Annotated in this window: 26 protein-coding genes and 1 riboswitch; of the genes, 20 read left to right on the top strand and 6 right to left on the bottom strand. The window is 43.1% G+C overall.

Translation table 11 applies throughout. The annotated features are described in order from the left end of the window. The first annotated feature begins 49 nt into the window (after window positions 1-49). The 8 genes from mvk (at window position 50) to tig (ending at window position 7708) form a co-directional block, all read left to right on the top strand. Window positions 50-928, top strand: coding sequence for a mevalonate kinase (gene mvk, locus WKI23_RS00750; RefSeq protein WP_368078610.1), 879 nt, complete (start codon window positions 50-52; stop codon window positions 926-928). Beyond that, window positions 910-1863, top strand: coding sequence for a diphosphomevalonate decarboxylase (mvaD, locus tag WKI23_RS00745; protein ID WP_368078609.1), 954 nt, complete (start codon window positions 910-912; stop codon window positions 1861-1863). The genes mvk and mvaD overlap by 19 nt, the downstream gene beginning before the upstream one ends. Beyond that, entirely contained in the window at window positions 1850-2857 is a 1008-nt protein-coding gene (locus WKI23_RS00740) for a phosphomevalonate kinase (protein ID WP_050106031.1), read from the top strand. The genes mvaD and WKI23_RS00740 overlap by 14 nt, the downstream gene beginning before the upstream one ends. Beyond that, window positions 2841-3851, top strand: a complete 1011-nt coding sequence (gene fni / locus WKI23_RS00735; protein WP_050106032.1) for a type 2 isopentenyl-diphosphate Delta-isomerase — start codon at window positions 2841-2843, stop codon at window positions 3849-3851. Before WKI23_RS00740 ends, fni begins: the two co-directional genes overlap by 17 nt. Window positions 3852-3927: 76 nt before the next feature. Continuing rightward, window positions 3928-4626 (top strand): cell wall-active antibiotics response protein LiaF, encoded by a 699-nt coding sequence (liaF, locus tag WKI23_RS00730; protein ID WP_368078608.1) that lies wholly within the window; start codon window positions 3928-3930, stop codon window positions 4624-4626. After that, window positions 4623-5618: a sensor histidine kinase gene (locus tag WKI23_RS00725; RefSeq protein WP_368078607.1), complete on the top strand. Its 996-nt coding sequence runs from the start codon at window positions 4623-4625 to the stop codon at window positions 5616-5618. Before liaF ends, WKI23_RS00725 begins: the two co-directional genes overlap by 4 nt. 13 nt (window positions 5619-5631) lie before the next feature. After that, on the top strand, window positions 5632-6264 hold the full coding sequence (locus WKI23_RS00720) for a response regulator transcription factor (RefSeq protein WP_368078606.1): 633 nt from the start codon (window positions 5632-5634) through the stop codon (window positions 6262-6264). Between the two features lie 160 nt (window positions 6265-6424). Continuing rightward, window positions 6425-7708, top strand: coding sequence for a trigger factor (gene tig / locus WKI23_RS00715; RefSeq protein WP_368078605.1), 1284 nt, complete (start codon window positions 6425-6427; stop codon window positions 7706-7708). A gap of 47 nt (window positions 7709-7755) precedes the next feature. Here the strand turns inward: tig and recD2 are convergent, their stop codons facing one another. From recD2 to rnhC, 3 genes are all read right to left on the bottom strand, one after another. Continuing rightward, window positions 7756-10122, bottom strand: a complete 2367-nt coding sequence (gene recD2 / locus WKI23_RS00710) for an SF1B family DNA helicase RecD2 (protein ID WP_368078604.1) — start codon at window positions 10120-10122, stop codon at window positions 7756-7758. A 233-nt stretch (window positions 10123-10355) separates the two neighbouring features. Beyond that, window positions 10356-10970 (bottom strand): signal peptidase I, encoded by a 615-nt coding sequence (lepB, locus tag WKI23_RS00705; protein ID WP_368078603.1) that lies wholly within the window; start codon window positions 10968-10970, stop codon window positions 10356-10358. A 3-nt stretch (window positions 10971-10973) separates the two neighbouring features. Next, the gene (gene rnhC, locus WKI23_RS00700) at window positions 10974-11855 is read right to left on the bottom strand and encodes a ribonuclease HIII (RefSeq protein WP_368078602.1); all 882 of its coding nucleotides are present in this window, start codon (window positions 11853-11855) and stop codon (window positions 10974-10976) included. A gap of 86 nt (window positions 11856-11941) precedes the next feature. Here rnhC and zapA point away from each other — a divergent pair, with 86 nt between their 5' ends. The 6 genes from zapA (at window position 11942) to WKI23_RS00670 (ending at window position 18918) form a co-directional block, all read left to right on the top strand. After that, window positions 11942-12244, top strand: coding sequence for a cell division protein ZapA (gene zapA, locus WKI23_RS00695; protein ID WP_000002023.1), 303 nt, complete (start codon window positions 11942-11944; stop codon window positions 12242-12244). After that, complete coding sequence (locus tag WKI23_RS00690) at window positions 12241-12789, top strand: CvpA family protein (protein WP_368078601.1); 549 nt, start codon at window positions 12241-12243, stop codon at window positions 12787-12789. The genes zapA and WKI23_RS00690 overlap by 4 nt, the downstream gene beginning before the upstream one ends. 244 nt (window positions 12790-13033) lie before the next feature. Next, window positions 13034-15370, top strand: a complete 2337-nt coding sequence (locus WKI23_RS00685) for an endonuclease MutS2 (protein ID WP_368078600.1) — start codon at window positions 13034-13036, stop codon at window positions 15368-15370. Between the two features lie 163 nt (window positions 15371-15533). Then, window positions 15534-15622, top strand: a riboswitch (glycine riboswitch). A 90-nt stretch (window positions 15623-15712) separates the two neighbouring features. After that, a complete protein-coding gene (locus WKI23_RS00680; protein ID WP_368078599.1) occupies window positions 15713-17035 on the top strand; it encodes a sodium:alanine symporter family protein in 1323 nt (440 codons plus the stop codon). Window positions 17036-17358: 323 nt separating this feature from the next. Then, entirely contained in the window at window positions 17359-17907 is a 549-nt protein-coding gene (locus WKI23_RS00675) for a carboxymuconolactone decarboxylase family protein (protein ID WP_368078598.1), read from the top strand. Window positions 17908-18018: 111 nt separating this feature from the next. Next, window positions 18019-18918 carry a TDT family transporter gene (locus tag WKI23_RS00670; RefSeq protein WP_368078597.1) on the top strand — a complete coding sequence of 300 codons (900 nt, stop codon included), beginning with the start codon at window positions 18019-18021 and terminating at the stop codon, window positions 18916-18918. A 24-nt stretch (window positions 18919-18942) separates the two neighbouring features. On the opposite strand, the gene serS is transcribed toward WKI23_RS00670, so the two are convergent. The 3 genes from serS to WKI23_RS00655 all read right to left on the bottom strand — a co-directional run bounded on the left by serS (window position 18943) and on the right by WKI23_RS00655 (window position 22169). Then, window positions 18943-20217, bottom strand: a complete 1275-nt coding sequence (serS, locus tag WKI23_RS00665) for a serine--tRNA ligase (RefSeq protein WP_368078596.1) — start codon at window positions 20215-20217, stop codon at window positions 18943-18945. A gap of 213 nt (window positions 20218-20430) precedes the next feature. After that, window positions 20431-20802: a DUF956 family protein gene (locus WKI23_RS00660; protein ID WP_000079357.1), complete on the bottom strand. Its 372-nt coding sequence runs from the start codon at window positions 20800-20802 to the stop codon at window positions 20431-20433. A 2-nt stretch (window positions 20803-20804) separates the two neighbouring features. Further along, complete coding sequence (locus WKI23_RS00655) at window positions 20805-22169, bottom strand: aspartate kinase (protein ID WP_368078595.1); 1365 nt, start codon at window positions 22167-22169, stop codon at window positions 20805-20807. A 209-nt stretch (window positions 22170-22378) separates the two neighbouring features. Here WKI23_RS00655 and WKI23_RS00650 point away from each other — a divergent pair, with 209 nt between their 5' ends. The 6 genes from WKI23_RS00650 to fabD all read left to right on the top strand — a co-directional run bounded on the left by WKI23_RS00650 (window position 22379) and on the right by fabD (window position 26957). Continuing rightward, window positions 22379-23164 carry an enoyl-CoA hydratase gene (locus WKI23_RS00650; RefSeq protein WP_368078594.1) on the top strand — a complete coding sequence of 262 codons (786 nt, stop codon included), beginning with the start codon at window positions 22379-22381 and terminating at the stop codon, window positions 23162-23164. A 93-nt stretch (window positions 23165-23257) separates the two neighbouring features. Further along, on the top strand, window positions 23258-23692 hold the full coding sequence (fabT, locus tag WKI23_RS00645; RefSeq protein ID WP_368078593.1) for a fatty acid biosynthesis transcriptional regulator FabT: 435 nt from the start codon (window positions 23258-23260) through the stop codon (window positions 23690-23692). Beyond that, window positions 23692-24666 (top strand): beta-ketoacyl-ACP synthase III, encoded by a 975-nt coding sequence (locus WKI23_RS00640; protein ID WP_368078592.1) that lies wholly within the window; start codon window positions 23692-23694, stop codon window positions 24664-24666. The genes fabT and WKI23_RS00640 overlap by 1 nt, the downstream gene beginning before the upstream one ends. Window positions 24667-24724: 58 nt before the next feature. Continuing rightward, window positions 24725-24949: an acyl carrier protein gene (locus WKI23_RS00635; RefSeq protein WP_000257838.1), complete on the top strand. Its 225-nt coding sequence runs from the start codon at window positions 24725-24727 to the stop codon at window positions 24947-24949. Between the two features lie 117 nt (window positions 24950-25066). Beyond that, entirely contained in the window at window positions 25067-26041 is a 975-nt protein-coding gene (fabK, locus tag WKI23_RS00630; RefSeq protein WP_368078591.1) for an enoyl-[acyl-carrier-protein] reductase FabK, read from the top strand. Then, entirely contained in the window at window positions 26034-26957 is a 924-nt protein-coding gene (gene fabD, locus WKI23_RS00625; protein WP_368078590.1) for an ACP S-malonyltransferase, read from the top strand. The genes fabK and fabD overlap by 8 nt, the downstream gene beginning before the upstream one ends. Window positions 26958-26992: the final 35 nt, after the last annotated feature.

Raw genomic sequence — 26992 nt, 5'->3', positions numbered from 1 at the left:
TGATTTTCATTGAGTATGAGACGGCTTTTTCGTCTAGTAAAAGGAAAATATGACAAAAAAAGTTGGTGTCGGTCAGGCACATAGTAAGATCATTTTAATAGGGGAGCATGCGGTCGTTTACGGTTATCCTGCCATTTCCCTGCCTCTTTTGGAGGTGGAGGTGACTTGTAAGGTGGTTCCTGCTGAAAGTCCTTGGCGTCTTTATGAGGAGGATACCTTGTCCATGGCAGTTTATGCTTCGCTGGAGTATTTGGATATCAAAGAAGCCTGCATTCGCTGTGAGATTGACTCGGCTATCCCTGAGAAACGGGGAATGGGTTCGTCAGCTGCTATCAGCATAGCGGCTATTCGTGCGGTTTTTGACTACTATCATGCAGACCTGCCTCATGATGTACTAGAAATCTTGGTTAATCGGGCTGAGATGATTGCCCATATGAATCCTAGTGGTTTGGATGCCAAGACCTGTCTCAGTGACCAGCCTATTCGCTTTATCAAGAATGTAGGATTTACAGAGCTTGAGATGTATCTATCAGCCTATTTAGTCATTGCTGATACAGGCGTGTATGGTCACACTCGTGAAGCCATCCAAGTGGTTCAGAGCAAGGGTAAGGATGCCCTACCGTTTTTACATGCCTTGGGAGAATTGACCCAGCAGGCAGAAGAAGCGATTTCACAAAAAGATGCTGACGGATTGGGGCAAATTCTCAGTCAAGCGCATTTACATTTAAAAGAAATTGGTGTCAGTAGCCCTGAGGCAGACTCTTTGGTTGAAGCGGCTCTTAACCATGGTGCTTTAGGTGCCAAGATGAGCGGTGGTGGGCTAGGAGGCTGTATCATAGCCTTGGCAGATAATTTGACACACGCACAAGAACTAGCAGAAAGATTAGAAGAGAAAGGAGCTGTTCAGACATGGATAGAGAGCCTGTAACAGTACGTTCCTACGCAAATATTGCTATTATCAAATATTGGGGAAAGAAAAAAGAAAAAGAGATGGTTCCTGCTACTAGCAGTATTTCTTTGACTTTGGAAAATATGTACACAGAGACGACCTTGTCGCCTCTACCGACGGATGCGATGGCTGATGCATTTTATATCAATGGTCAGTTACAAAATGAGGTGGAGCATGCTAAGATGAGCAAGATAATTGACCGCTATCGTCCAGAAGGTGAGGGCTTTGTCCGTATAGATACTCAAAACAATATGCCTACCGCAGCGGGCTTGTCATCAAGTTCTAGTGGTTTGTCTGCCTTGGTCAAGGCTTGTAATGCTTATTTTCAGCTTGGATTGACTCGGAGCCAGTTGGCACAGGAGGCTAAGTTTGCCTCAGGCTCTTCTTCTCGGAGTTTCTATGGACCACTAGGTGCTTGGGATAAGGATAGAGGGGAAATTTATCCGATAGAGACAGACCTGAAGCTAGCCATGATTATGTTGGTGCTAGAGGACAAGAAAAAACCAATCTCTAGCCGTGACGGGATGAAACTTTGTGTGGAAACATCGACGACCTTTGATGACTGGGTGCGGCAGTCTGAGAAGGACTATCAGGACATGCTGGCTTATCTCAAGGAAAATGACTTTGTTAAGGTTGGGGAATTAACGGAGAAAAATGCTCTGGCTATGCACGCTACAACCAAAACAGCATCACCAGCCTTTTCTTATCTGACAGATGCAAGCTATGAAGCCATGGACTTTGTCTGCCAGCTCCGTGAGCAAGGGGAAGCTTGCTACTTTACCATGGATGCTGGTCCAAATGTCAAGGTCCTCTGTCAAGAGAAAGACTTGGAGCATTTATCTGAAATCTTCGGTCAACGTTATCGCTTGATCGTGTCAAAAACAAAGGATTTGAGCCAAGATGATTGCTGTTAAAACTTGCGGAAAACTCTATTGGGCAGGTGAATATGCTATTCTAGAACCAGGGCAGTTGGCCTTGATAAAGGCCATTCCCATCTATATGAGGGGCGAGATTGCTTTTTCTGATAGTTATCGTATCTATTCGGATATGTTTGATTTCGCAGTGGACATGACGCCAAATCCTGACTATAGCTTGATTCAAGAAACGATTGCTTTAGTGGAAGATTTCCTCGTTTATCGTGGACAGACCTTGCGACCTTTTTCTCTAGAGATTCGAGGAAAAATGGAAAGAGAAGGGAAAAAGTTTGGTTTAGGCTCTAGTGGCAGCGTCGTTGTCTTGGTTGTCAAGGCTTTACTGGCTCTGTATGATGTTTCAGTTGATCAGGAGCTCTTGTTCAAGTTGGCTAGCGCTGTCTTGCTCAAGCGAGGAGACAATGGTTCTATGGGAGACCTTGCCTGTATTGTGGCTGAGGATTTGGTTCTTTACCAGTCATTTGATCGCCAGAAGGTGGCTGCTTGGCTAAAAGAAGAAAACTTGGCGAAAGTTTTAGAGCGTGATTGGGGCTTTTCAATTTCACAAGTGAAACCAACTTTAGAATGTGATTTCTTAGTGGGATGGACCAAGGAAGTGGCTGTATCGAGTCACATGGTCCAGCAAATCAAGCAAAACATAGACCAGAATTTTTTAAGTTCCTCAAAAGCAACGGTATCTGCTTTGGTAGAAGCCTTGGAGCAGGGGAATGCAGAAGAAATCATCAAGCAGGTAGAAACAGCCAGTCAGCTCTTAGAAGGCTTGAGTTTAGATATTTATACGCCTTTGCTCAGACAGCTAAAAGAAGCCAGCCAAGGTTTGCAAGCCGTTGCCAAGAGTAGCGGTGCTGGTGGTGGTGACTGTGGGATTGCCTTGAGTTTTGATGAGCAATCAACTGAAACCTTAAAAAATCGTTGGGCTGATCTGGGGATTGAGCTCTTATATCAAGAAAGGATAGGACATGACGACAAATCGTAAGGATGAGCACATCCGCTATGCCCTTGAGCAGAAAAGTTCCTATAATAGCTTTGATGAGGTGGAGTTGATTCATTCTTCCTTGCCTCTTTACGATCTGGATGAAATCGATCTGTCGACAGAATTTGCTGGTCGAAAGTGGGATTTTCCTTTTTATATCAATGCCATGACGGGTGGAAGCGATAAGGGAAGAGAAATCAATCAAAAGTTGGCTCAGGTGGCGGACGCCTGTGGGATTTTGTTTGTGACGGGATCTTATAGCGCAGCCCTCAAAGATTCAACAGATGACTCTTTTTCTGTCAAGTCTAATCATCCAAATCTCCTTCTTGGAACCAATATTGGATTGGACAAGCCTGTTGAGTTAGGCCTTCAGACTGTAGAAGAAATGAATCCTCTTATCTTGCAAGTGCATGTTAATGTTATGCAGGAATTGCTCATGCCAGAGGGAGAAAGAATGTTCAGAAGCTGGCAATCGCATCTGGCAGACTATAGCCAGCAAATCCCTGTTCCGATTGTCCTAAAGGAAGTCGGCTTTGGAATGGATGTGAAGACCATTGAGAGAGCCTATGAATTGGGCGTTCGAGCCTTTGACCTGTCAGGCCGTGGTGGCACCAGCTTTGCCTATATTGAAAACCGTCGCAGTGGTCAGCGTGATTATCTCAATCAATGGGGCCAGTCTACCATGCAAGCCCTTCTCAATGCCCAAGACTGGAAAGACAAGGTTGAACTCTTGGTCAGTGGTGGCGTTCGGAATCCGCTGGATATGATTAAGTGCTTGGTCTTTGGGGCTAAGGCTGTAGGATTGTCACGAACCGTTCTGGAATTGGTTGAAAACTATTCAGTTGAAGAAGTAATCAGCATTGTCCAAGGTTGGAAAGAAGATCTACGCTTAATCATGTGTGCTCTTAATTGTGCCACCATAGCAGATCTGCAAAAAGTAGACTATCTTCTTTATGGAAAATTAAAAGAAGCAAAAGATCAGATGAAAAAGGCGTAACCACCGCCTTTTTTCCATCTTCAGACCGAGGTGACTTTTTTGAATTGTGATAAAATAGAAAGCAGAGGATGAACCTATGAGAAAATTTAAAATCTTTTTATTTATCGAAGCCTGTCTGTTGACAGGAGCTCTGATTTTGATGGTATCAGAGCATTTTTCGCGTTTTCTGCTGATTCTATTCCTCTTTTTGCTTTTGATTCGCTATTACACTGGTAAAGAGGGGAATAACCTTCTATTAGTGGTGGCAACCATTCTCTTCTTTTTCATCGTCATGCTCAATCCTTTTGTGATTCTAGCTATTTTTGTTGCGGTCATCTATAGCCTCTTTCTTCTTTATCCGATGATGAACCAGGAAAAAGAGCAGACCAATTTGGTTTTTGAAGAGGTGGTAATGGTTAAGAAGGAGAAAAATCGTTGGTTTGCTAATCTTCATCATTTTTCAAGTTACCAGACTTGCCAGTTTGATGATATCAATCTTTTTCGCCTCATGGGTAAGGACACCATTCATCTGGAGAGGGTCATCTTAACCAATCATGACAATGTCATTATCCTCAGAAAGATGGTAGGAACAACTAAAATCATTGTGCCCGTAGATGTAGAAGTTAGTCTCAGCGTTAACTGTCTCTATGGTGATTTGACTTTTTTCAACCAGCCCAAGCGAGCCCTCCGCAATGAACACTATCATCAAGAAACTAAAGACTATCTCAAGAGTAACAAGAGTGTCAAGATTTTCTTGACCACTATGATTGGGGATGTGGAGGTGGTTAGAGGATGAAAAAACAAGCCTATGTAATGATTGCTCTCACCTCTATCCTGTTTGTCTTATTTTTCTCCCACAGCTTGCTGGACATCCTTGACTTTGACTGGTCTATTTTCTTGCACGATGTCGAAAAAACAGAAAAATTTATCTTTTTGTTGTTGGTATTCAGCATGTCCATGACCTTTCTCTTAGCCCTGTTTTGGAGAGGTGTTGAAGAGCTTTCTCTAAGAAAAATGCAGGCCAATCTCAAGCGTTTGTTGGCAGGGCAAGAAGTGGTTCAGGTTGCAGATCCAGATTTGGATGTCAGTTTCAAGTCCTTGTCAGGTAAACTTAACCTTTTGACGGAGGCTCTTCAAAAAGCTGAAAATCAGAGTCTTGCTCAGGAAGAGGAAATCATCGAGAAGGAACGGAAGCGAATTGCTCGGGATTTGCACGATACGGTCAGTCAGGAGTTGTTTGCGGCCCACATGATTTTATCGGGTATTAGTCAGCAGGCTTTGAAATTGGATAGAGAAAAGATGCAGACCCAGTTGCAGAGTGTCACAGCTATTTTAGAAACAGCCCAGAAGGATTTGCGGGTCTTGCTCTTGCATTTGCGGCCTGTCGAACTGGAGCAGAAGAGTCTGGTTGAGGGAATTCAAATCCTCTTAAAAGAGCTTGAGGACAAGAGTGACCTCAAAGTTAGTCTTAAGCAAAATGTAACGAAATTGCCCAAGAAGATTGAGGAGCATATCTTCCGTATCCTGCAAGAGTTGATCAGCAATACCCTCCGTCATGCCCAGGCATCTTGTTTGGATGTCTATCTCTATCAGACGGATTTTGAATTGCAACTGAAGGTGGTGGACAATGGGATTGGTTTCCAGTTAGGGAGTTTAGATGACTTGAATTATGGACTACGCAATATCAAGGAGCGGGTTGAAGATATGGCAGGGACGGTTCAGTTATTGACAGCTCCCAAGCAAGGGCTGGCGGTTGATATCCGTATTCCCCTGCTCGATAAGGAATGATAAAGGAGTAAAGATGAGAATTTTACTAGTAGATGACCATGAAATGGTACGATTGGGCTTGAAAAGCTATTTTGACCTCCAAGACGATGTAGAAGTTGTGGGTGAGGCGGCTAATGGGTCTCAAGGCATTGAGTTGGCATTGGAACTGCGTCCAGATGTCATTGTCATGGATATCGTCATGCCTGAAATGAATGGAATTGACGCGACCTTGGCCATCCTCAAAGAATGGTCTGAAGCCAAGATTTTGATTGTGAGCTCTTATTTGGACAATGAAAAAATCATGCCAGTATTGAATGCGGGTGCTCGGGGCTATATGCTCAAGACTTCTAGTGCTGACGAATTACTTCATGCCGTCCGTAAGGTGGCTGCTGGCGAGTTGGCCATTGAGCAGGAGGTCAGCAAGAAGGTCGAATATCACCGCAATCACATAGAACTACATGAGGACCTGACTGCGCGTGAGCGAGATGTACTCCAACTCATCGCCAAGGGCTACGAAAATCAGCGTATCGCAGACGAACTTTTTATCTCTCTCAAGACGGTCAAGACCCATGTGTCCAACATTCTTTCCAAACTTGAAGTCAGCGATCGTACCCAGGCTGCAGTCTATGCCTTTCAGCACCACTTGGTGGGGCATGAAGAGTTTTAGTAGTTATATAAAATAATGTTGGAGAAATGACTTAATTTAGTATCAAAGAAGCGAGTAAGTACCTCTAGCATCATTGAAAAGCGCAGTCATTACTTGAAAAAAGTCGCTCGCTTATGTTATAATAGACTGTATTTAAAAAATTTTAAGGAGAAATGACAGAATGTCTGTATCATTTGAAAACAAAGAAACAAACCGTGGTGTCTTGACTTTCACTATCTCTCAAGACCAAATCAAACCAGAATTGGATCGTGTCTTCAACTCAGTGAAGAAATCTCTTAATGTTCCAGGTTTCCGTAAAGGTCACCTTCCACGTCCTATCTTCGACAAAAAATTTGGTGAAGAGTCACTTTACCAAGACGTTATGAACGCTCTTTTGCCAAACGCTTATGAAGCAGCTGTAAAAGAAGCTGGTCTTGAAGTGGTTGCTCAACCAAAAATTGACGTAACTTCAATGGAAAAAGGTCAAGACTGGGTTATCACTGCTGAAGTCGTGACAAAACCTGAAGTAAAATTGGGTGACTACAAAAACCTTGAAGTATCAGTTGATGTAGAAAAAGAAGTAACTGATGCTGACGTTGAAGAGCGTATCGAACGCGAACGCAACAACTTGGCTGAATTGGTTATCAAAGAAGCTGCTGCTGAAAACGGAGACACTGTTGTCATCGACTTCGTTGGTTCTATTGACGGTGTTGAATTTGACGGTGGAAAAGGTGAAAACTTCTCACTTGGGCTTGGTTCAGGTCAATTCATCCCTGGTTTCGAAGACCAATTGGTAGGTCACTCAGCTGGCGAAACTGTTGATGTAGTTGTAACATTCCCAGAAGACTACCAAGCAGAAGACCTTGCAGGTAAAGAAGCTAAATTCGTAACAACTATCCACGAAGTAAAAGCTAAAGAAGTTCCAGCTCTTGATGATGAACTTGCAAAAGACATCGACGAAGAAGTTGAAACACTTGCTGAATTGAAAGAAAAATACCGCAAAGAGTTAGCTGAAGCTAAAGAAGAAGCTTACAAAGATGCAGTTGAAGGTGCAGCAATTGATACAGCTGTAGAAAATGCTGAAATCGTAGAACTTCCAGAAGAAATGATCCACGAAGAAGTTCACCGTTCAGTAAATGAATTCCTTGGGAACTTGCAACGTCAAGGGATCAACCCTGACATGTACTTCCAAATCACTGGAACTACTCAAGAAGACCTTCACAACCAATACCAAGCAGAAGCTGAGTCACGTACTAAGACTAACCTTGTTATCGAAGCAGTTGCCAAAGCTGAAGGATTTGATGCTTCAGAAGAAGAAATACAAAAAGAAGTTGAGCAATTGGCAGCAGACTACAACATGGAAGTTGCACAAGTTCAAAACTTGCTTTCAGCTGACATGTTGAAACATGATATCACTATCAAAAAAGCTGTTGAATTGATCACAAGCACAGCAACAGTAAAATAATCTTAATAAACAGAAAACCCACCTGAATTGGTGGGTTTTCTGATGCACTATTTTCCAAAAATCTCTTTGAGGTCTGTGTCTGTAATCCCAATCATGGCTGGAATGCTGTCCCAGTTTTCTTCGGTTAGGATGTAGGATTGTTCAGAGGCACTTGATGTGACTGTTTCAGAGACAGCTTGTTGCTTTTCTTCAACATTCTCCAGTAGATCACTGAAGCGTTCAATCAGATAGGTTTTTCGGGCAGTTCCGATGTGTTGGGTAGCATAGTCGAAGGCTTGTAATTCGCCTAGTAAGATGAGTTTGCTTTTGGCACGTGTAATGGCTGTGTAGATGAGATTTCGCTCCAGCATACGTCGGCTAGCACTAGTAATCGGTAGGATGACAACTGGGAACTCACTTCCCTGAGACTTATGAATACTCATGGCATAGGCCAAGCGAATCTTGTACCATTCGTTACGGGGGTAAGAGACTTCATTACCATCAAAATCAATGACAATCTCGTCTTGTTTCGATTCGGTGTATTTACCAGGAATCAGGTCTGTGATAGCTCCTAAATCCCCATTAAAGACATTGATTTCAGCATCGTTAACCAAATGAATGACCTTGTCTCCCTTACGATAGTGGCACTGAGGAGCTTCAAAACTGAGTTGATCTTTTTGTGGGGGATTGAGCAGGTCTTGCATGAGCTGATTGATAGCATCAATCCCTGCCGTCCCTCGGTACATAGGAGCCAGAACTTGGATATCACGGGCAGGAATACTATTTCTGAGGGCGGCACCTAAGATTTTTTCAATAGTGGCAGGAATATGGCCGCTAGCAATTTCAAAGTAGGAACGGTCAGCTTTTTTTTGGGTGAAATCAGCTGGCAAGATGCCCTGTCGAATCTGACTAGCTAGGGTGACGATGGTTGATTCTTCGCTTTGTCGATAAATTTTTTCCAAGCGAGTCTGAGGAATCAAAGGAATATGAAGCAGATCCGCTAGAACCTGTCCAGGACTGACAGAAGGTAGCTGATCACTGTCACCTACGATGAGGATCTTACTGTTAGAAGAGATATTGGAGAAGAGTTGATTGGCCAGCCAAGTATCCACCATAGAGAATTCATCCACGATGATAAAGTCAGCATCCAGATAATCTTCCAGATGGCTGGTGTCATCGTCGCCTGTCATTCCCAAGTGGCGGTGTATGGTCGCACTAGGCAGGCCTGTCAATTCATTCATGCGCCGAGCTGCTCGGCCAGTTGGAGCAGCAAGAAGAATCGGTAAATTGCTTTTTTTCCTGAGGTCAAGTCCTTCTAAAAGGGCGTAAACAGCGATGATCCCATTGATAACAGTCGTCTTACCCGTACCGGGCCCACCTGTCAGGATAAAGACCTTGTTCTGTATAGCGTCACAGATAGCCTGTTTTTGAATGCTATCATACTCAATCCCCAGCTCTTCCTCGACAGTAGCGATATGTTTTTGAATGCTTTCTAAATCATGACTCTTCTGTTTTCCTTTTTCAAGGATACGAACCAAGTGACTGCGGATGCCTTCCTCAGCGAAAAAGAGGCTGTTGTCAAAAATTTTGGTATCAATCTGCTGGACCTTGTCTTCTTCAATCAGGTAGGAGAGTTCTTGGGCCACTTGGCTGGGATCCAGTTCTACGGGGCGAGAAGATTCAAGGAGAGTAAGGGTTTGTTCTAGCAAATCCCGAGCTTCAACATAGGTGTCCCCTGTTTCCATACAGGCCTGAAAAAGACTATGTACTAGACCAGCACGGAAGCGTTCAGGAGCCTGACTTTCGATGCCTAGTTCTTCCGCTAATTGGTCAGCAATAGTAAATCCCAAACCCTTGATATCCTCGACCAACTGGTATGGATAATTTTCAACCACATCAAGGGTTTCTTCCTTGTAAAAGTCTTGAATCTGAAAGGCTAATTTATTGGGAATGCCGTAATTGGCTAGTTTGGCCAAAACCATCTCCGTTCCGTAGTTGAGACGGAGAGTGGAGACGAAAGCCTCGCGATTTTTGGCAGAGAGCCCTGAGATGCCTTCTAGCTTTTCTGGGTGTTGCAGAATTTCGTCAATGGTATTGTCGCCATAGGTGTCGACGATTTTCTGAGCTGTCTTGAGACCAATTCCCTTGAAATGGCTACTTGAAAAGTACTTAACCAAACCCTTGCTAGTTGGTTTTGCGCGTTCATAACGACTGATTTGCAGTTGCTCCCCATACTTGGAGTGCTGGACAATTTGCCCCCAAAAAGTATAGTCTTCTCCCTCAATCACATCAGCCATGGTGCCTGTGACAATAATTTCAAAATCATCAAAATCTTCTGCGTCCGTATCGTCGATTTCTAGGAGAAGGATGCGATAAAAATTGCTGGGATTTTCAAAAATAATCCGTTCAATGGTTCCTGAAAAATAAACTTCCATAAGATTCCTTTGCATAAATAGGTGAGAGTTAATACTCTTCGAAAATCTCTTCAAACCACGTCAGCTTCGCCTTGCCGTACTCAAGTACAGCCTGCGGCTAGCTTCCTAGTTTGCTCTTTGATTTTCATTGAGTATAACTTTGTTTCTATCTTAATCAAACTGGGTAGCGAATAATCATATTCTCACGATAGAAGAAGAGGCTGAGATTGGTGATTCTCGGCCTCTTAGGTCTCTTAAAATGTTCCGATACGGGTGATTGGCCAGAAGCGGAATTTAGCTTCTCCTGTGATATCTTTTGCTTTAAAAGTACCTACGTGGCGGCTGTCGCTCGAAACCAAGCGGTCATCTCCGAGGAGAAGGTATTCTCCTTCTGGAACAGTAAAGCTGAAGTTAGTATTGTAGTTGACATCAACTGTGAAGGCTTGAGCTTTTTGAGCGATACTTCTAAAGAAAGTTCCTTTATTTCCTTCAAATCCCTTGCCTGAGTAAGTGCTTTGGAGTTTATCATCCTTGAAACGATTGATGTAGTCTGCTAGGTAAGGCTCATCTGTCTCTTTGTCATTGATGTAAAGTTTATCGTTTTCGTAACGGATAGTATCGCCAGGCATTCCAATCACGCGCTTGACGATGTCCTTATTGCCATCTTCCTCATGGGCCACCACGATATCAAAACGGTCAATAGGGAGGTGCTTAACGACAAAGAGGATTTCACCATCCGCCAGAGTTGGATCCATGGAATGTCCTTCTACGCGGACGTTACTCCAGAAAAAGATACGGCTTAAAGCTAATAATGACAGAATCAGGAGAAACAATCCCCACTCTTTTAAGAAATTTTTAAATGAATTCATAATTTACCTTTCTAAGCGTTTTTTCGCTTTTTCAGTATTTTTAAAGTGCAGTTTGGCGCAGAAGTTGAGTCCCTGCATACCATAGGCTTGTAAAATCTGGCTAGCCACCTTATCAGAAGCCGTTCCAGCTCCACTTGGAAGCTGATAACCCAGTTCTCGTCCTAGATTTTCAAGATTTTCCAGAAAGAGATCACGCGCAATGATAGAAGAAACTGCGACAGCCAAGTATTTGCCCTCAGCCTTTTCTTCTAAGCTGATAGGATTGCTGAAACGATTGGCCTCTTGTGCCAAGTACTTGTCATAATTTTTAGCACTGGTAAAGGCATCAATCACAATTTTCTCAGGCTGAGCACCTTTTTGAAGGAGGAGATATATGGCCTGATTATGGAGGGCTACTTTAACCGAAACAGCATTGTAGCGGTCTCCGATGACCTCGTTGTACTTGCTTGGTGAGAGAAGCAGTGCCTGGTGCTGGATTTTTTCTTTGAGAATAGGGGCAATCTGACGAATCTTTTGGTCGGTCAGAGTCTTAGAATCCCCCACACCGAGTTTTCGTAAAAAGTCGTGCTGGTCAGGTGTGACAAAGGCAGCGACAACTGCAAGCCCACCAAAGTAGGAACCATTCCCTACCTCATCTGTCCCAATCAAAGGAAGATTTTGTCCGCTGGTTTGCTCTACAGCTTGATAGCCAAAGAAACGAGCGTATTTCTCAGCCCCCTCACCCTGAAGCAAGACCTTTCCAGAAGTATAGATAGAAACCGTTGCTTGAGGCAGTTTCAAAAAGTAGCGGATATAGGGATTCTTACTAGGAGCCAGACTGCTTTGATAGTGTTCAAGAAAAGCCTGAATCTCCTTTTCACTTGGTGTGAGTGTTATACTTGCCATAGTTTCTATTGTACCATAAAAGCAGGCAAATTTGTAAAAACTGACAAAGTTAGCGAATTTTGGTATAATATCGTGAGGTGAATTTTATGGCAAATCTAAATCGATTCAAATTTACATTCGGGAAAAAAACGTTAACCTTGACAAGCGAGCATGACAATCTCTTTATGGAGGAAATCGCCAAGGTTGCGACAGAAAAATACCAAGCAATTAAAGAACAAATGCCTAGTGCAGACGATGAAACAATCGCTCTTTTGTTGGCAGTCAACTGTTTGTCAACTCAGCTCAGCCGTGAGATTGAATTTGACGATAAGGAGCAAGAGTTAGAAGAACTCCGTCACAAGCTTGTGACTTGTAAGCAAGAACAGAGCAAGATTGAGGATTCCTTATGATTTCACTCCTTCTTCTATTGGTCTTGGCTTGGGGATTTTATATTGGCTATCGGAGAGGCCTGCTCTTACAAGTTTATTACCTGATTTCAGCCATGGCTTCGGCTTTTGTGGCTGGCCAGTTTTACAAGGGGCTTGGAGAACAATTCCATTTACTGCTCCCTTATGCAAATCCACAGGAAGGTCAGGGAACTTTCTTTTTCCCATCGGATCAACTCTTTCAGTTGGATAAGGTCTTTTATGCAGGTATCGGCTACTTGCTTGTATTTGGGATTGTCTATAGCATCGGTCGTTTGCTTGGTCTCCTCTTACACTTGATCCCTAGTAAAAAACTGGGTGGTAAGTTGTTCCAAGTTTCAGCAGGTGTCTTGTCCATGTTGGTGACCTTATTTGTCTTGCAAATGGCTTTGACCATCTTGGCGACCATCCCCATGGCAGCTATACAAAATCCTCTTGAAAAGAGTATCGTCGCAAAACACATCATCCAGAGCATACCGGTAACAACCAGTTGGCTCAAACAAATCTGGGTGACAAATTTAATCGGATAAAAAGGGCAGGAATTTTCCTAGCCCTTTGTTTACAGATTTGACTGAATGTAAAAAGTTACTACACCTAATACTCAATGAAAATCAAAGAGCAAACTAGGAAGCTAGCCGCAGGTTGCTCAAAGCACTGCTTTGAGGTTGTAGATAGAACTGACGAAGTCAGTAACATATATACGGCAAGGCGAAGCTGACGTGGTTTGAATTTGATTTTCGAAGAGTATAGACATTCAAAGACAAGGAAATAAAGATGAACAAAAAAATATTAGAAACATTAGAGTTCAATAAGGTCAAGGCCTTGTTTGAACCTCATTTGTTGACCGAGCAGGGCTTGGAGCAATTGAGACAGTTGGCTCCGACTGCTAAAGCGGATAAAATCAAACAGGCTTTTGCTGAGATGAAGGAAATGCAGGCTCTTTTTGTTGAGCAACCGCATTTTACCATTCTCGCAACCAAGGAAATCGCAGGAGTCTGCAAGCGGTTGGAGATGGGGGCGGACCTCAATATCGAGGAGTTCCTCCTCTTGAAGCGCGTGCTTCTGTCCAGCCGAGAACTGCAAAGTTTTTATGCAAATCTGGAAAATGTCAGCTTGGAAGAGTTAGCCCTCTGGTTTGAGAAATTACATGATTTTCCGCAATTACAAGGAAATCTTCAGGCCTTTAATGATGCAGGTTTCATTGAAAATTTCGCCAGTGAAGAATTGGCGCGAATCCGTCGAAAAATCCATGATAGCGAAAGTCAGGTCCGCGATGTCTTGCAGGACCTGCTTAAGCAAAAAGCGCAGATGTTGACGGAAGGAATTGTTGCCAGCAGAAATGGCCGTCAGGTTTTACCAGTCAAAAACACCTACCGCAACAAGATTGCAGGTGTTGTTCATGACATCTCTGCCAGTGGAAACACCGTTTATATCGAACCCCGTGAGGTGGTCAAACTGAGTGAAGAGATTGCTAGTTTGCGGGCAGATGAGCGCTATGAAATGCTTCGAATTCTCCAAGAAATTTCTGAGCGTGTCAGCCCTCATGCTGCTGAGATTGCTAACGATGCTTGGATTATCGGCCATCTGGACTTGATTCGTGCCAAGGTATGCTTTATCCAAGAAAGACAAGCAGTTGTTCCCCAGCTGTCAGAAAATCAAGAAATTCAACTGCTCCATGTCTGCCATCCTTTGGTTAAAAATGCTGTCGCAAATGATGTCCATTTTGGACAAGATTTAACAGCCATTGTTATTACAGGTCCCAATACAGGTGGTAAGACCATCATGCTTAAAACTCTGGGCTTGACACAGGTTATGGCTCAATCCGGTTTGCCGATTTTGGCAGATAAGGGAAGCCGTGTTGGTATTTTTGAAGAAATCTTTGCCGATATTGGCGATGAGCAGTCTATTGAACAGAGTTTGTCTACCTTCTCTAGCCATATGACCAATATTGTGGATATTCTTGGCAAGGTCAACCAGCATTCGCTCTTGCTCTTGGATGAGTTGGGGGCTGGTACAGATCCCCAAGAGGGAGCAGCCCTCGCCATGGCTATTCTGGAGGACCTTCGCCTGCGTCAAGTTAAGACCATGGCGACCACCCACTATCCCGAACTCAAGGCCTACGGTATTGAGACAGCCTTTGTGCAAAATGCCAGCATGGAGTTTGATACTGCAACTCTACGCCCGACCTATCGCTTTATGCAGGGCGTTCCTGGTCGAAGTAATGCCTTTGAAATTGCCAAACGTCTAGGCTTATCTGAAGTTATCGTAGGGGATGCCAGCCAGCAGGTCGATCAGGACAATGATGTCAATCGGATTATTGAACAACTGGAAGAGCAGACGCTAGAGAGTCGCAAACGCTTGGACAATATCCGTGAGGTGGAGCAAGAAAATCTCAAGATGAACCGAGCGCTCAAAAAACTCTATAATGAGCTCAATCGTGAAAAGGAAACGGAGCTCAATAAGGCGCGTGAACAAGCTGCTGAGATTGTGGATATGGCCCTCAGTGAAAGTGACCAGATTCTCAAAAATCTCCATAGTAAGTCCCAGCTCAAACCTCATGAAATCATTGAAGCCAAGGGCAAGTTGAAAAAATTGGCTCCTGAAAAAGTAGATCTATCTAAAAATAAGGTTCTTCAAAAGGCCAAGAAAAAACGTGCTCCAAAGGTGGGAGATGATATCGTTGTTCTCAGTTATGGACAGCGTGGTACCCTGACCAGTCAACTCAAGGACGGCCACTGGGAAGCCCAAGTTGGCTTGATTAAGATGACCTTGGAGGATAAAGAGTTTGACCTTGTTCAAGCCCAGCAAGAAAAGCAAGTCAAGAAGAAACAGGTCAATGTTGTGAAACGAACTTCTGGACGAGGACCTCAAGCCAGACTGGATCTTCGAGGCAAACGTTATGAAGAGGCCATGAATGAGCTAGATGCCTTTATCGACCAAGCCCTGCTTAACAATATGGCCCAAGTCGATATCATCCATGGTATCGGAACAGGTGTCATCCGTGAAGGTGTCACCAAATACCTACAAAGAAATAAACATGTCAAGAGTTTCGGCTATGCCCCGCAAAATGCTGGAGGCAGTGGTGCGACTATTGTCACTTTTAAAGGATAGAAGTATTTCGGACTTTACACAGTAAAAACTGTTGAATAAAGTTTTACTAATAAACACATTGACAAAAGCCAACATTTTTTGTAAAATAAGAATCAATTAAATACCAACACCGAATGAAGTTTAATAGAAGTGGGGAATCGTTTGATTTTCCATGACTGTAAATGGACGGAACTCTGGAGAGACCGTAAAGGCACCGAAGGGGCAAGGCAGGTAACTGCTCAAACTCTCAGGTAAAAGGACAGAGCTAGGATAGACCGCTTTTTAGCATTTATCTAAGCATTCCAGAGTACATGTATCTTGCATGTGCTCTTTCTTTTGGGGTTGAAAAGATAGGAGAAGGAAATGTTAGAATTGCTTAAATCAATTGATGCTTTTGCTTGGGGACCGCCCCTCTTGATTCTCTTGGTCGGAACAGGGATTTACCTAACCGCCCGTCTAGGACTCTTGCAGGTTTTGCGTTTGCCAAAGGCCTTTCAGCTTATTTTTATCCAGGATAAGGGACATGGCGATGTATCCAGTTTTGCAGCTCTGTGTACGGCCTTGGCATCAACCGTTGGAACAGGGAATATCATAGGGGTTGCGACGGCTATCAAGGTGGGGGGACCAGGAGCCCTCTTTTGGATGTGGATGGCAGCTTTCTTTGGAATGGCTACCAAGTATGCGGAAGGACTCTTGGCTATCAAATACCGCAACAAGGACGACCATGGTGCAGTAGCGGGAGGTCCCATGCACTATATCCTTCTAGGAATGGGAGAAAAGTGGCGCCCACTTGCTATCTTCTTTGCCATCGCAGGTATCTTAGTAGCTTTGTTGGGAATCGGGACCTTCACCCAAGTCAACTCGATTACAGAATCTATCCAAAATACAACGACTGTTTCGCCAGCCATCACAGCTCTCGTCTTGTCTGTCTTTGTAGCGATTGCAGTCTTTGGTGGACTCAAGTCCATTTCAAAGGTTTCAACTACTGTTGTTCCTTTTATGGCTATCATTTATATTTTGGGAACTCTTACAGTTATTTTCTTTAATATCGGGAAAATCCCTGCTACAATCGCTTTAGTCTTTACCTCAGCTTTTAGTCCTCTTGCTGCGGTAGGTGGCTTTGCTGGTGCTAGCGTTCGGATGGCTATTCAAAATGGTGTGGCGCGTGGTGTTTTCTCAAACGAATCTGGTCTGGGTTCTGCTCCCATTGCAGCTGCAGCTGCCAAGACAAATGAACCAGTAGAGCAAGGCTTGATTTCCATGACAGGAACCTTTATTGACACCCTCATTATCTGTACTCTGACTGGTTTGACCATCTTGGTAACTGGTGTTTGGAGTGGCGATTTGAATGGGGTTGCCTTGACTCAGTCTGCTTTCTCAACAGTCTTTTCACACTTTGGGCCTGCTCTCTTGACCATCTTCCTTGTGCTATTTGCCTTTACGACGATTTTAGGTTGGAACTATTATGGAGAACGCTGTTTTGAGTTCCTCTTTGGGGTTCGCTTTATCTGGCTCTACCGTGTGGTTTTTGTGCTCATGGTCTTGCTGGGAGGATTTATTGAGTTGGATATGGTCTGGATTATCGCAGATATTGTGAACGCCTTGATGGCTCTGCCAAACTTGATTGCCCTCTTAGTCTTGTCACCAGTCGTTATTGCTGAGACTAAAAAGTATTTTGATAAATAATGAAATCACACAGCTCGTGTGATTTTTTTGCCTATAAATGATTTTTATCAAGCTGATATATAATATATATTATGCAAGTGATTGGAAGTGTGATAAACTAATACTCAATGAAAATCAAAGAGCAAACTAGGAAGCTAGCCGCAAGCTGTACTTGAGTACGGTAAGGCGACGCTGACGCGGTTTGAATTTGATTTTCGAAGAGTATAATATACAACGAAAATCTTATGAGAGGAATAAACCTTTGTCTTAGATAAGCTTAGGACTCAGAATTTTATGAGATTTTCCAATAATACTAGTGTCAATAACAAGAAAAGAGGTATCTTATGACAACATTTACAATCCATACAGTAGAATCAGCACCAGCAGAAGTGAAAGAAGTTCTTGAAACAGTAGAAAAAGACAACAATGGCTATATTCCCAACCTAATCGGTCTCTTGGCCAATGCACCGACTGCTTTAGAAGCCTACCGAACTGTCGCATCTATCAACCGTCGCAACAGCCTGACAACCGTTGAGCGTGAAGTGGTGCAAATCACGGCAGCCGTGACTAATGGTTGTGCCTTCTGTGTCGCAGGTCATACAGCCTTTTCCATCAAACAAATCCAGATGAATGATGACCTGCTTCAAGCTCTTCGCAATCGCACTCCGATTGAAACAGATCCCAAATTGGACACCCTAGCTAAGTTTACTTTGGCGGTTATCAATACCAAAGGTCGTGTTGGAGATGAAGCCTTAACTGAGTTTTTAGAAGCTGGTTATAGCCAACAAAATGCCTTAGATGTAGTTCTTGGTGTCAGTCTAGCAAGTCTTTGTAACTATGCTAATAACCTAGCCAATACACCAATCAACCCAGAATTGCAACCTTATGCTTAATTCATATCTGAGCAAAAAATGAAGTCTGAAATCAACGGACTTCGTTTTTTTAAGTCCTCATTTAAGCGCTTTTATGCTATACTGAAACTAACATAATTATTGGAGGTTAGGATGAAAAAACTCCCCTTGGTATTTTCTGGTTGTTTGTTAGGTTTGGCAGGAGCTGGAAATCTCGTTTTAGATATGTTGCCAGTTCTGTCACAGGTATTTAGTTTGACAGGTTTGATTTTGTGGATTTACTTTTTTATCTTTCATCTGCTTAATTGGGAAGAAACAAAACAAGAATTGACCAAGCCCCCTCTTTTGTCAGGGATGGCGACCTTTCCCATGGCTGGGATGATTTTATCGACTTATGTCTTTCGCGTCTTCTCTCATCTTCCTTTGGTTGCGCAAGGGCTCTGGTGGTTTTCATTTCTCTTGGATTTGGCCTTGATTGCTGGTTTCACCATCAAGTTTGCCTGTCCAGGTCGGAGGGTTCATGCGACTCCTAGCTGGACGGTTCTCTATGTAGGGATAGCAGTGGCAGCCTTGACCTATCCTCTTGTCGGTATCATCGAAATTGCCTATGCAACCTTGAGTTTTGGATTTCTCTTGACCTTCTATCTCTATCCCCTTATTTATAGTGATTTAAAGAAACATCCACTCCCTGTAGCCATACTTGGACAGGAAGGAATCTACTGTGCTCCTTTCTCTCTGCTCTTGGCTTCCCTAGTTCGAGTTGGAGGAGTCAGCCTACCGACTTGGCTCTTGATTGTCATGATTTTGGCTTCTCAATCCTTCTTTTTCTTTGTTTTAACTCGCCTGCCCAATATTTTAAAACAAGGCTTTCAACCAGCCTTTTCAGCCCTCACCTTCCCAACCATTATCACAGCTACCTCGCTCAAGATGGCTCAGGGACTCTTGAAACTTCCATTTCTGGATTATCTGGTAGTGGCAGAAACTGTTATTTGCTTAACTATTTTACTCTTTGTATTAGGCGCTTATCTGATTTGGTTACGAAAAAAGGTCTAGCTGGAAATAGCTAAACCTTATTTTTTATGGTTTGATAACTTCAGCGCCACCCATGTATGGACGAAGAACTTCAGGAATGTTCACAGAACCATCTGCATTTTGGTAGTTTTCAAGAATAGCAGCTACTGTACGTCCAACTGCAAGTCCAGAACCGTTCAAGGTGTGGAGGAGTTTCACCTTGTCATCAGCTTCATCACGGTAACGGATTTGGGCACGACGAGCTTGGAAATCTTCTGTGTTTGAACAGCTTGAGATTTCACGGTAGGTATTTTGGGCTGGAATCCACACTTCCAAGTCGTAAGTCTTGGCAGCTGAGAAGCCCATATCTCCTGTAGAGAGCGCAACGACACGGTATGGAAGGTTGAGTTTTTGAAGAATGTTTTCAGCGTTGGCTGTCATTTTTTCCAATTCTTCGTAAGATTCTTCTGGTTTGGCAAATTTAACCATTTCAACCTTGTGGAATTGGTGCAAACGAATCAAGCCACGAGTATCACGACCAGCAGAACCAGCCTCAGAACGGAATGATGGACTCATAGCAGTGAAGTAGATTGGAAGGTCTTTACCGTCCAAGATTTCATCACGGTAGTAGTTTGTCAGAGGAACTTCGGCTGTAGGAATAAGGACATAATTGCTGTCGCTGAGTTCAAAAGTATCTTCCTTGAATTTTGGATATTGACCAGTACCAAACATAGAGTCATGGTTAACCATGTAAGGCGTGATGACTTCCGTATAGCCTTCTTTGCCATGTTCATCCAACATAAAGTTGTAGATAGCACGTTCCAAACGAGCACCGAGACCTTTATAGAAGAGGAAGCGAGCGCCCGTTACCTTACCACCGCGTTCCCAGTCAAGGATACCAAGGTCTTCACCAAGATCCCAGTGAGCTTTAGGTTCGAAGTCAAACTCGCGTGGAGTACCCCAACGGCGAACTTCCACATTGTCGTCTTCGTCAGCCCCAACAGGAACGCTGTCAGCAGGGATGTTTGGAAGAGTCGTTGTAAATTCTGTCAATTTAGCATCGATTTCTGCCAATTCAGCATCCAAGGCTTTAATCTCAGCAGATAGATTTTGCATAGCAGCAATCTTGTCATCTGCATTTTCTTTGTTGCGCTTAGCTTGGGCAATCTCAGCAGAAACTGTGTTACGTTCTGCTTTGAGAGTTTCAACCTTGACCAAAATGTCACGGCGTTTAGCATCGATTTCTTTCATCTCGTTTAAGATAGCAGCATCTACACCACGTGTAGCCAATTTTTCTGCGACAGCATCAAAGTCTGTACGAATACGTTTGATATCTAACATAAGAACTCCTTTATGAAAAAAGCACACCTGACAAAGCGTTGGAGTGGCAGGGCCACGGTTCCATCCAACTTCACAGGTGTGCACTTGATTGTGTATGTAATTGTTACTAACGGTAGAATTTCACCTATCCCTCCTATCTGCTCGCAGCACCCGCAGACTTTCTGAAAGAAGAAGATAACCTACTTATCCGTTGCTATGATTATACTAAAGTTTCTACTTTTTTGCAAATAGATTTTTAAATTTTTGACCAATGGTCTGAATTAAGGTAGGAAGTTTGACGACCTTGTCATTACCCAGTTTTTCGCGAGCAATTTTGAGAATGGCACCTGAGTCTTTTGAAGCAAAGAGGAATTTTCCTTTGTCTGTAAAGACTTCGAAGTGGCGACTGATTTTCCGCCCAGTGACATTGGCTCCAATCTGATTGATATGGCTCCAAGGAATCTGGATAAATTGTTCGACATTGACATCTGGATAAAATTCCAAAGCCTGATCTCCGACAAGAAATTTCCCAACTTTCCCAGCGATAGAGAGGTAGGAAGTTCCTGTCGTGCTGAGAAGCACTGTTTTATTAAGCGATTGGGCCATAATTAGTCTTCCTTACTTTCACCGAAAAAGGCATTGTAGAGGGCTTTGATAGCTGCTTTCTCTTGGTCTTTATTGACAACAAACATGATAGAAACTTCACTAGAACCTTGAGACATCATCTGGATGTTGATTTTGTTTTCAGATAGAGCACGTGTTGCAGTGGCAGTCACTCCGATATGACTCTTCATTTTTTCTCCAACAATCATAATGATTGAAAGGTCGTGTTCGATTTCTGCATGGTCTACTTCAGCCTTTTGAACCAACTGACGAAGGATTTCTTCTTCCTTGATAGGAGTTAGTTCGCGAGAACGGAGGATGATTGAAAGATCGTCGATACCTGTTGGCATATGTTCCCAACCGATGTTAAGATCTTCAAGGATTTGAAGAACCTTGCGTCCAAATCCCACCTCACGGTTCATGAGGTATTTAGACATGTTGATGCTGACAAAGCCAGAGTCACCAGCAATTCCCACAACTGGGAATTCATCACTACTGTGTTTTAGAACGATACGAGTACCTGGATGGTCAGGGTTGTTGGTATTCTTGATAACGAGAGGGATTTTTCCACGGTAGGCAGGAAGAAGGGCCTCGTCATGAAGGACTGAGAATCCTGCATAGGCCAACTCACGCATTTCACGGTAGGTCAACTCAGGAATCGAGTGTGGTTGGTGGATAATACCAGGGTGGGCTGCAAAGATACCATCAACGTCCGTAAAGTTTTCATAGAGGTCGGCCTTAACACCTGCAGCAATGATAGAACCTGTAATGTCTGATCCTCCACGTGAGAAGGTACAGATTTGATTTTCCTTGGTAACTCCAAAGAAACCAGGAATGACAAGGACTTCATTTGCATTTGTCAATTCTTCAATTTTGTCATAACTTGATGGAATGATGCGAGCGTGACCAGGTTCACTTGTGACCACAATACCAGCTTCTCTAGGATGCACATAGCGTGCATCAATCCCATTTTGGTTAAAATAGGCTGCAATCAATTTAGCATTGTTATTTTCACCGGCTGCTAGGAAGGTATCGTAGAGAAATTCATTTTCTTCGATAGGAAGAGTGGCCAAGGCACGAATACTTTTAGAGATTTTTTCTAAAACAGCAGGTTTTAGTCCTAATTCACTAACCATAGCAGCATAGCGGTCGATAATCCAGTTTTGACTCTTGCTAATATCGTTACCAGCAACATAGTCGCGGTAGTATTTAATCAAGGCATCCGTCACCTTAGTGTCTTCGGCATTGCGTTTACCAGGCGCAGAAACGACTACAAAACGACGCTCTTTATCGCTTTTGACGATGTTTAAAACTTTTTCTAATTGACCAGCAGAGGCAAGAGAGCTACCTCCAAATTTAACAACTTTCATAAGAACTCCTAAAGTAAGTATTTTATACGATTATAGCAGAAAGAAAGCCTTTTTTCAATGAAGAAAATGAGATGCTTTCTAGTATAAAGCGAGCCTTTCTTATCGGCTGAGACACTTTCAGTCGATTTTTTCTTGCTTTCTGCTCCTAAAAAAGATATACTTTGAAAATAAAACAATTTAAAACGCTTAGTAAATAAAAAGGAGTCCTGATGGAACACATTATTTATCAGCTTGAAGAGGATTTGGCAATCATTACATTAAACCGTCCTGAGGTCTCGAATGGTTTTCATATTCCTATGTGTGAGGAGATTTTAGAAGCTCTGACTTTGGCAGAAGAAAATCCAGCTGTGCATTTTATCTTAATCAATGCCAAGGGAAAGGTTTTCTCCGTTGGGGGAGATTTGGTAGAGATGAAGCGAGCAGTGGATGAGGATGATATTCCATCATTGACGAAAATTGCAGAGTTGGTCAATACGATTTCTTATAAAATTAAGCAAATAGGCAAACCTGTCTTGATGGAGGTTGATGGGGCTGTTGCAGGTGCCGCAGCCAATATGGCTGTTGCAGCAGATTTCTGTCTTGCAACGGATAAGGCTAAGTTTATCCAAGCCTTTGTTGGCGTTGGTTTGGCTCCAGATGCAGGGGGAATTCATCTCTTGAGTCGTAGTATCGGTGTGACGCGTGCAACTCAACTTGCTATGACAGGTGAGGCTTTGAACGCAGAAAAAGCCCTAGAATGGGGGCTAGTTTATCGCGTCTGTGAAGCTGAAAAACTTGAAAAGACGAGAGAACAGCTTCTTAAAAAACTAAGACGTGGTTCAAGTAATTCCTATGCTGCCATTAAGAAGTTGGTTTGGGAGAGTCAATTCAAAGATTGGCAAGATTATGCTACTTTAGAACTGAACCTACAGGAATCCTTAGCTCAAACAGAGGATTTCAAAGAAGGAGTGCGAGCTCATTCGGAGAGAAGACGGCCTAAATTTACAGGAAAATAAAAAAATACTTGCATCATTCTTTGAACTTTGATATAATTCTTTTGTCAAATGTTTTGATTGTGAAAGTTTTTTGAAGAAGGAGGGATATGAAAAATGGACTACCAACGAATCAATGAATATTTAACATCTATATTTAACAATGTCCTTGTGATTGAGGAAGTGAACTTGAGAGGTAGTCGTTTTAAGGATATCTCCATCAAAGAAATGCATACGATTGATGTCATCGGTAAGGCTCCAGACGTGACTCCAAGTCAAGTGTCAAAAGAGTTGATGGTAACTCTTGGAACTGTTACGACCAGTTTGAACAATTTAGAGCGTAAGGGCTACATTGAGCGAGTTCGGTCAGAGCAGGATCGTCGTGTGGTGCATCTACATTTGACAAAGAAGGGTCGCTTGGTCCATAGACTGCATAAACGCTTCCACAAGGCCATGGTAGAGAAAATTATTGATGGCATGAGCAAGGAAGAAATTGCTGTCATGGGTAAAGGTTTGACCAATCTTTACCAATTTTTGGAGGATTTGAGATAATGGCTTTTGCAAAAATAAGCCAGGTTGCTCATTATGTGCCAGAGCAAGTGGTTACAAATCATGATTTGGCCCAGATTATGGATACCAATGATGAGTGGATTTCAAGTCGGACGGGAATACGACAAAGGCATATTTCAAGAACAGAATCTACCAGTGATTTGGCTACAGAAGTTGCTAAGAAACTGCTGGCAAAAGCTGAAATCACAGGGGAGGAGCTGGATTTTATCGTCCTAGCCACCATTACTCCAGATTCGATGATGCCCTCTACAGCTGCTCGTGTTCAAGCCAATATTGGTGCTAGTAAAGCCTTTGCTTTTGACCTAACAGCCGCTTGCAGTGGATTTGTATTTGCCTTGTCAACAGCTGAAAAGTTTATCGCTTCTGGTCGCTTTCAAAAAGGCTTGGTGATTGGTAGTGAAACCCTCTCTAAGGCAGTCGATTGGTCAGATCGATCAACAGCTGTCTTGTTTGGAGATGGTGCTGGTGGCGTCTTGCTAGAAGCTAGCGAGCAAGAGCATTTCTTGGCTGAGAGTCTCAATAGTGATGGAAGTCGTAGCGAGTGTCTAACTTATGGACATTCAGGCTTGCATTCGCCATTTTCAGATCAAGAGAATGCAGATTCATTTTTGAAGATGGATGGGCGCGCAGTCTTTGATTTTGCCATTCGAGATGTAGCCAAGTCCATCAAGCAGACTATTGATGAATCTCCTATAGAGGCGACAGACTTGGATTATCTACTACTTCATCAGGCGAATATCCGTATTTTGGATAAGATGGCTAGAAAAATCGGTGTTGACCGAGATAAACTTCCAGCCAATATGATGGAATATGGCAATACCAGTGCAGCCAGTATCCCGATTTTACTTTCAGAGTGTGTAGAACAAGGCCTCATCCATTTAGATGGTAGCCAGACTGTTCTGCTATCAGGCTTCGGTGGAGGCTTGACCTGGGGCACGCTCATTCTTACAATTTAGGTAATCATGTGGTGAACACATTGTTATAAAAAACTATTTATTTTAAAGGAGTCCTATCATGGCAGTATTTGAAAAAGTACAAGAAATTATCGTTGAAGAACTTGGAAAAGACGCATCAGAAGTAACACTTGAATCAACTTTTGATGATTTGGACGCAGATTCATTGGACTTGTTCCAAGTAATCTCAGAAATCGAAGATGCTTTTGATATCCAAATCGAAGCAGAAGATGACTTGAAAACAGTTGGTGACTTGGTTGCCTACGTTGAAGAGCAAACAAAATAAGCAGAATATAAGATAGAAGGAGTAGGGAAACCCGCTCCCTCTTGTTTAGGCAATAGTTTGATTTTCAAATTATGACAGTATCGAACTATTACGTAAGCAAGAAACGATGGAGGCACTATGAAAACGCGTATTACAGAATTATTGAACATTGAGTATCCTATTTTCCAAGGAGGAATGGCTTGGGTTGCTGATGGTGATTTGGCAGGGGCTGTTTCTAAGGCTGGAGGACTAGGGATTATCGGTGGGGGAAATGCCCCGAAAGAAGTTGTCAAGGCTAATATTGATAAGATCAAATCATTGACGGATAAACCCTTTGGTGTCAACATCATGCTCTTGTCTCCTTTTGTAGAAGATATTGTAGATCTCGTCATCGAGGAAGGTGTTAAGGTAGTGACAACAGGCGCAGGAAATCCTGGTAAATACATGGAACGTTTCCATGAAGCAGGGATTACAGTTATTCCTGTTGTACCAAGTGTTGCCCTAGCTAAACGCATGGAAAAAATCGGTGCGGACGCTGTTATTGCAGAAGGAATGGAAGCTGGGGGGCATATCGGTAAATTAACAACCATGACCTTGGTGCGCCAGGTAGCCACAGCTGTATCTATTCCTGTTATTGCTGCAGGAGGGATTGCGGATGGTGAAGGTGCTGCCGCTGGCTTTATGCTAGGTGCAGAGGCTGTTCAGGTTGGAACACGTTTTGTCGTTGCAAAAGAGTCTAATGCCCATCCGAATTATAAGGCCAAGATTTTAAAAGCGAGAGATATTGATACTACGATTTCAGCCCAACACTTTGGACATGCTGTTCGTGCTATTAAAAATCAATTGACTCGTGATTTTGAAAAAGCTGAGAAAGATGCCTTTAAACAGGAAAATCCTGATTTAGAAATCTTTGAACAAATGGGAGCAGGTGCCCTAGCCAAAGCAGTTGTTCACGGAGATGTGGATGGCGGATCTGTCATGGCAGGTCAAATTGCGGGGCTTGTTTCCAAAGAAGAAACAGCTGAAGAAATCCTAAAAGATTTGTACTACGGAGCTGCTAAGAAAATTCAAGAAGAAGCCTCTCGTTGGGCAGGAGTTGTAAGAAATGACTAAAACAGCCTTTTTATTTGCTGGCCAAGGTGCCCAGTATTTAGGGATGGGACGGGACCTTTATGATCAGTATCCGATTGTCAAAGAAACGATTGATCAAGCGAGTCAGGTACTTGGTTATGATTTGCGTCATCTCATTGATACGGAAGAAGACAAACTCAATCAGACCCGCTATACACAACCGGCTATTTTAGCGACTTCAGTTGCTATTTACCGTTTATTGCAAGAAAAGGGTTATCAGCCTGATATGGTTGCTGGTTTGTCCCTCGGGGAATATTCTGCCTTGGTGGCCAGTGGCGCCTTGGATTTTGAAGATGCGGTTGCCTTGGTCGCTAAGCGTGGAGCCTATATGGAAGAAGCGGCTCCTGTTGGATCTGGCAAGATGGTAGCAGTTCTCAATACGCCAGTAGAGGTCATTGAGGAAGCCTGTCAAAAAGCTTCTGAACTTGGAGTCGTTACACCAGCCAACTATAATACACCTGCACAAATCGTGATTGGTGGAGAAGTGGTTGCAGTTGACCGAGCTGTCGAACTCTTGCAAGAAGCAGGTGCCAAACGCTTGATTCCTCTCAAGGTGTCAGGTCCCTTTCATACCGCTCTCCTTGAGCCTGCTAGCCAGAAACTAGCTGAAACTCTAGCTCAAGTAAGTTTTTCAGATTTTACTTGTCCCCTAGTTGGTAATACAGAAGCTGCTGTCATGCAAAAAGAAGACATTGCTCAACTTTTGACGCGTCAGGTCAAGGAACCAGTTCGTTTCTATGAAAGTATTGCAGTTATGCAAGAAGCAGGCGTAAGCAACTTTATCGAGATTGGACCGGGGAAAGTCTTGTCAGGCTTTGTCAAAAAAATTGATAAGACAGCTAAACTAGCCACTGTTGAAGATCAGGCGAGCTTGGAAGCCTTGCTAGAAAACAAATAATCCCTTCTCCCATAAATGCGAGAGAAAACAGGAGA

It is taken from the genome of Streptococcus pseudopneumoniae (genome assembly GCF_038148955.1).
Taxonomy (GTDB): Bacteria; Bacillota; Bacilli; order Lactobacillales; family Streptococcaceae; genus Streptococcus; species Streptococcus pseudopneumoniae_T.
The sequence above is the reverse complement of the archived record's forward strand: the minus strand, read 5'-3'. Positions and strand labels throughout refer to the sequence as shown.

Bases quoted from the DNA above. Each gene is read 5' to 3' on its own strand.
- mvk (WP_368078610.1), top strand. From the start codon at position 50: ATGACAAAAAAAGTTGGTGTCGGTCAGGCACATAGTAAGATCATTTTA.
- mvaD (WP_368078609.1), top strand. From the start codon at position 910: ATGGATAGAGAGCCTGTAACAGTACGTTCCTACGCAAATATTGCTATT.
- WKI23_RS00740 (WP_050106031.1), top strand. From the start codon at position 1,850: ATGATTGCTGTTAAAACTTGCGGAAAACTCTATTGGGCAGGTGAATAT.
- fni (WP_050106032.1), top strand. From the start codon at position 2,841: ATGACGACAAATCGTAAGGATGAGCACATCCGCTATGCCCTTGAGCAG.
- liaF (WP_368078608.1), top strand. From the start codon at position 3,928: ATGAGAAAATTTAAAATCTTTTTATTTATCGAAGCCTGTCTGTTGACA.
- WKI23_RS00725 (WP_368078607.1), top strand. From the start codon at position 4,623: ATGAAAAAACAAGCCTATGTAATGATTGCTCTCACCTCTATCCTGTTT.
- WKI23_RS00720 (WP_368078606.1), top strand. From the start codon at position 5,632: ATGAGAATTTTACTAGTAGATGACCATGAAATGGTACGATTGGGCTTG.
- tig (WP_368078605.1), top strand. From the start codon at position 6,425: ATGTCTGTATCATTTGAAAACAAAGAAACAAACCGTGGTGTCTTGACT.
- recD2 (WP_368078604.1), bottom strand. From the start codon at position 10,122: ATGGAAGTTTATTTTTCAGGAACCATTGAACGGATTATTTTTGAAAAT.
- lepB (WP_368078603.1), bottom strand. From the start codon at position 10,970: ATGAATTCATTTAAAAATTTCTTAAAAGAGTGGGGATTGTTTCTCCTG.
- rnhC (WP_368078602.1), bottom strand. From the start codon at position 11,855: ATGGCAAGTATAACACTCACACCAAGTGAAAAGGAGATTCAGGCTTTT.
- zapA (WP_000002023.1), top strand. From the start codon at position 11,942: ATGGCAAATCTAAATCGATTCAAATTTACATTCGGGAAAAAAACGTTA.
- WKI23_RS00690 (WP_368078601.1), top strand. From the start codon at position 12,241: ATGATTTCACTCCTTCTTCTATTGGTCTTGGCTTGGGGATTTTATATT.
- WKI23_RS00685 (WP_368078600.1), top strand. From the start codon at position 13,034: ATGAACAAAAAAATATTAGAAACATTAGAGTTCAATAAGGTCAAGGCC.
- WKI23_RS00680 (WP_368078599.1), top strand. From the start codon at position 15,713: ATGTTAGAATTGCTTAAATCAATTGATGCTTTTGCTTGGGGACCGCCC.
- WKI23_RS00675 (WP_368078598.1), top strand. From the start codon at position 17,359: ATGACAACATTTACAATCCATACAGTAGAATCAGCACCAGCAGAAGTG.
- WKI23_RS00670 (WP_368078597.1), top strand. From the start codon at position 18,019: ATGAAAAAACTCCCCTTGGTATTTTCTGGTTGTTTGTTAGGTTTGGCA.
- serS (WP_368078596.1), bottom strand. From the start codon at position 20,217: ATGTTAGATATCAAACGTATTCGTACAGACTTTGATGCTGTCGCAGAA.
- WKI23_RS00660 (WP_000079357.1), bottom strand. From the start codon at position 20,802: ATGGCCCAATCGCTTAATAAAACAGTGCTTCTCAGCACGACAGGAACT.
- WKI23_RS00655 (WP_368078595.1), bottom strand. From the start codon at position 22,169: ATGAAAGTTGTTAAATTTGGAGGTAGCTCTCTTGCCTCTGCTGGTCAA.
- WKI23_RS00650 (WP_368078594.1), top strand. From the start codon at position 22,379: ATGGAACACATTATTTATCAGCTTGAAGAGGATTTGGCAATCATTACA.
- fabT (WP_368078593.1), top strand. From the start codon at position 23,258: ATGGACTACCAACGAATCAATGAATATTTAACATCTATATTTAACAAT.
- WKI23_RS00640 (WP_368078592.1), top strand. From the start codon at position 23,692: ATGGCTTTTGCAAAAATAAGCCAGGTTGCTCATTATGTGCCAGAGCAA.
- WKI23_RS00635 (WP_000257838.1), top strand. From the start codon at position 24,725: ATGGCAGTATTTGAAAAAGTACAAGAAATTATCGTTGAAGAACTTGGA.
- fabK (WP_368078591.1), top strand. From the start codon at position 25,067: ATGAAAACGCGTATTACAGAATTATTGAACATTGAGTATCCTATTTTC.
- fabD (WP_368078590.1), top strand. From the start codon at position 26,034: ATGACTAAAACAGCCTTTTTATTTGCTGGCCAAGGTGCCCAGTATTTA.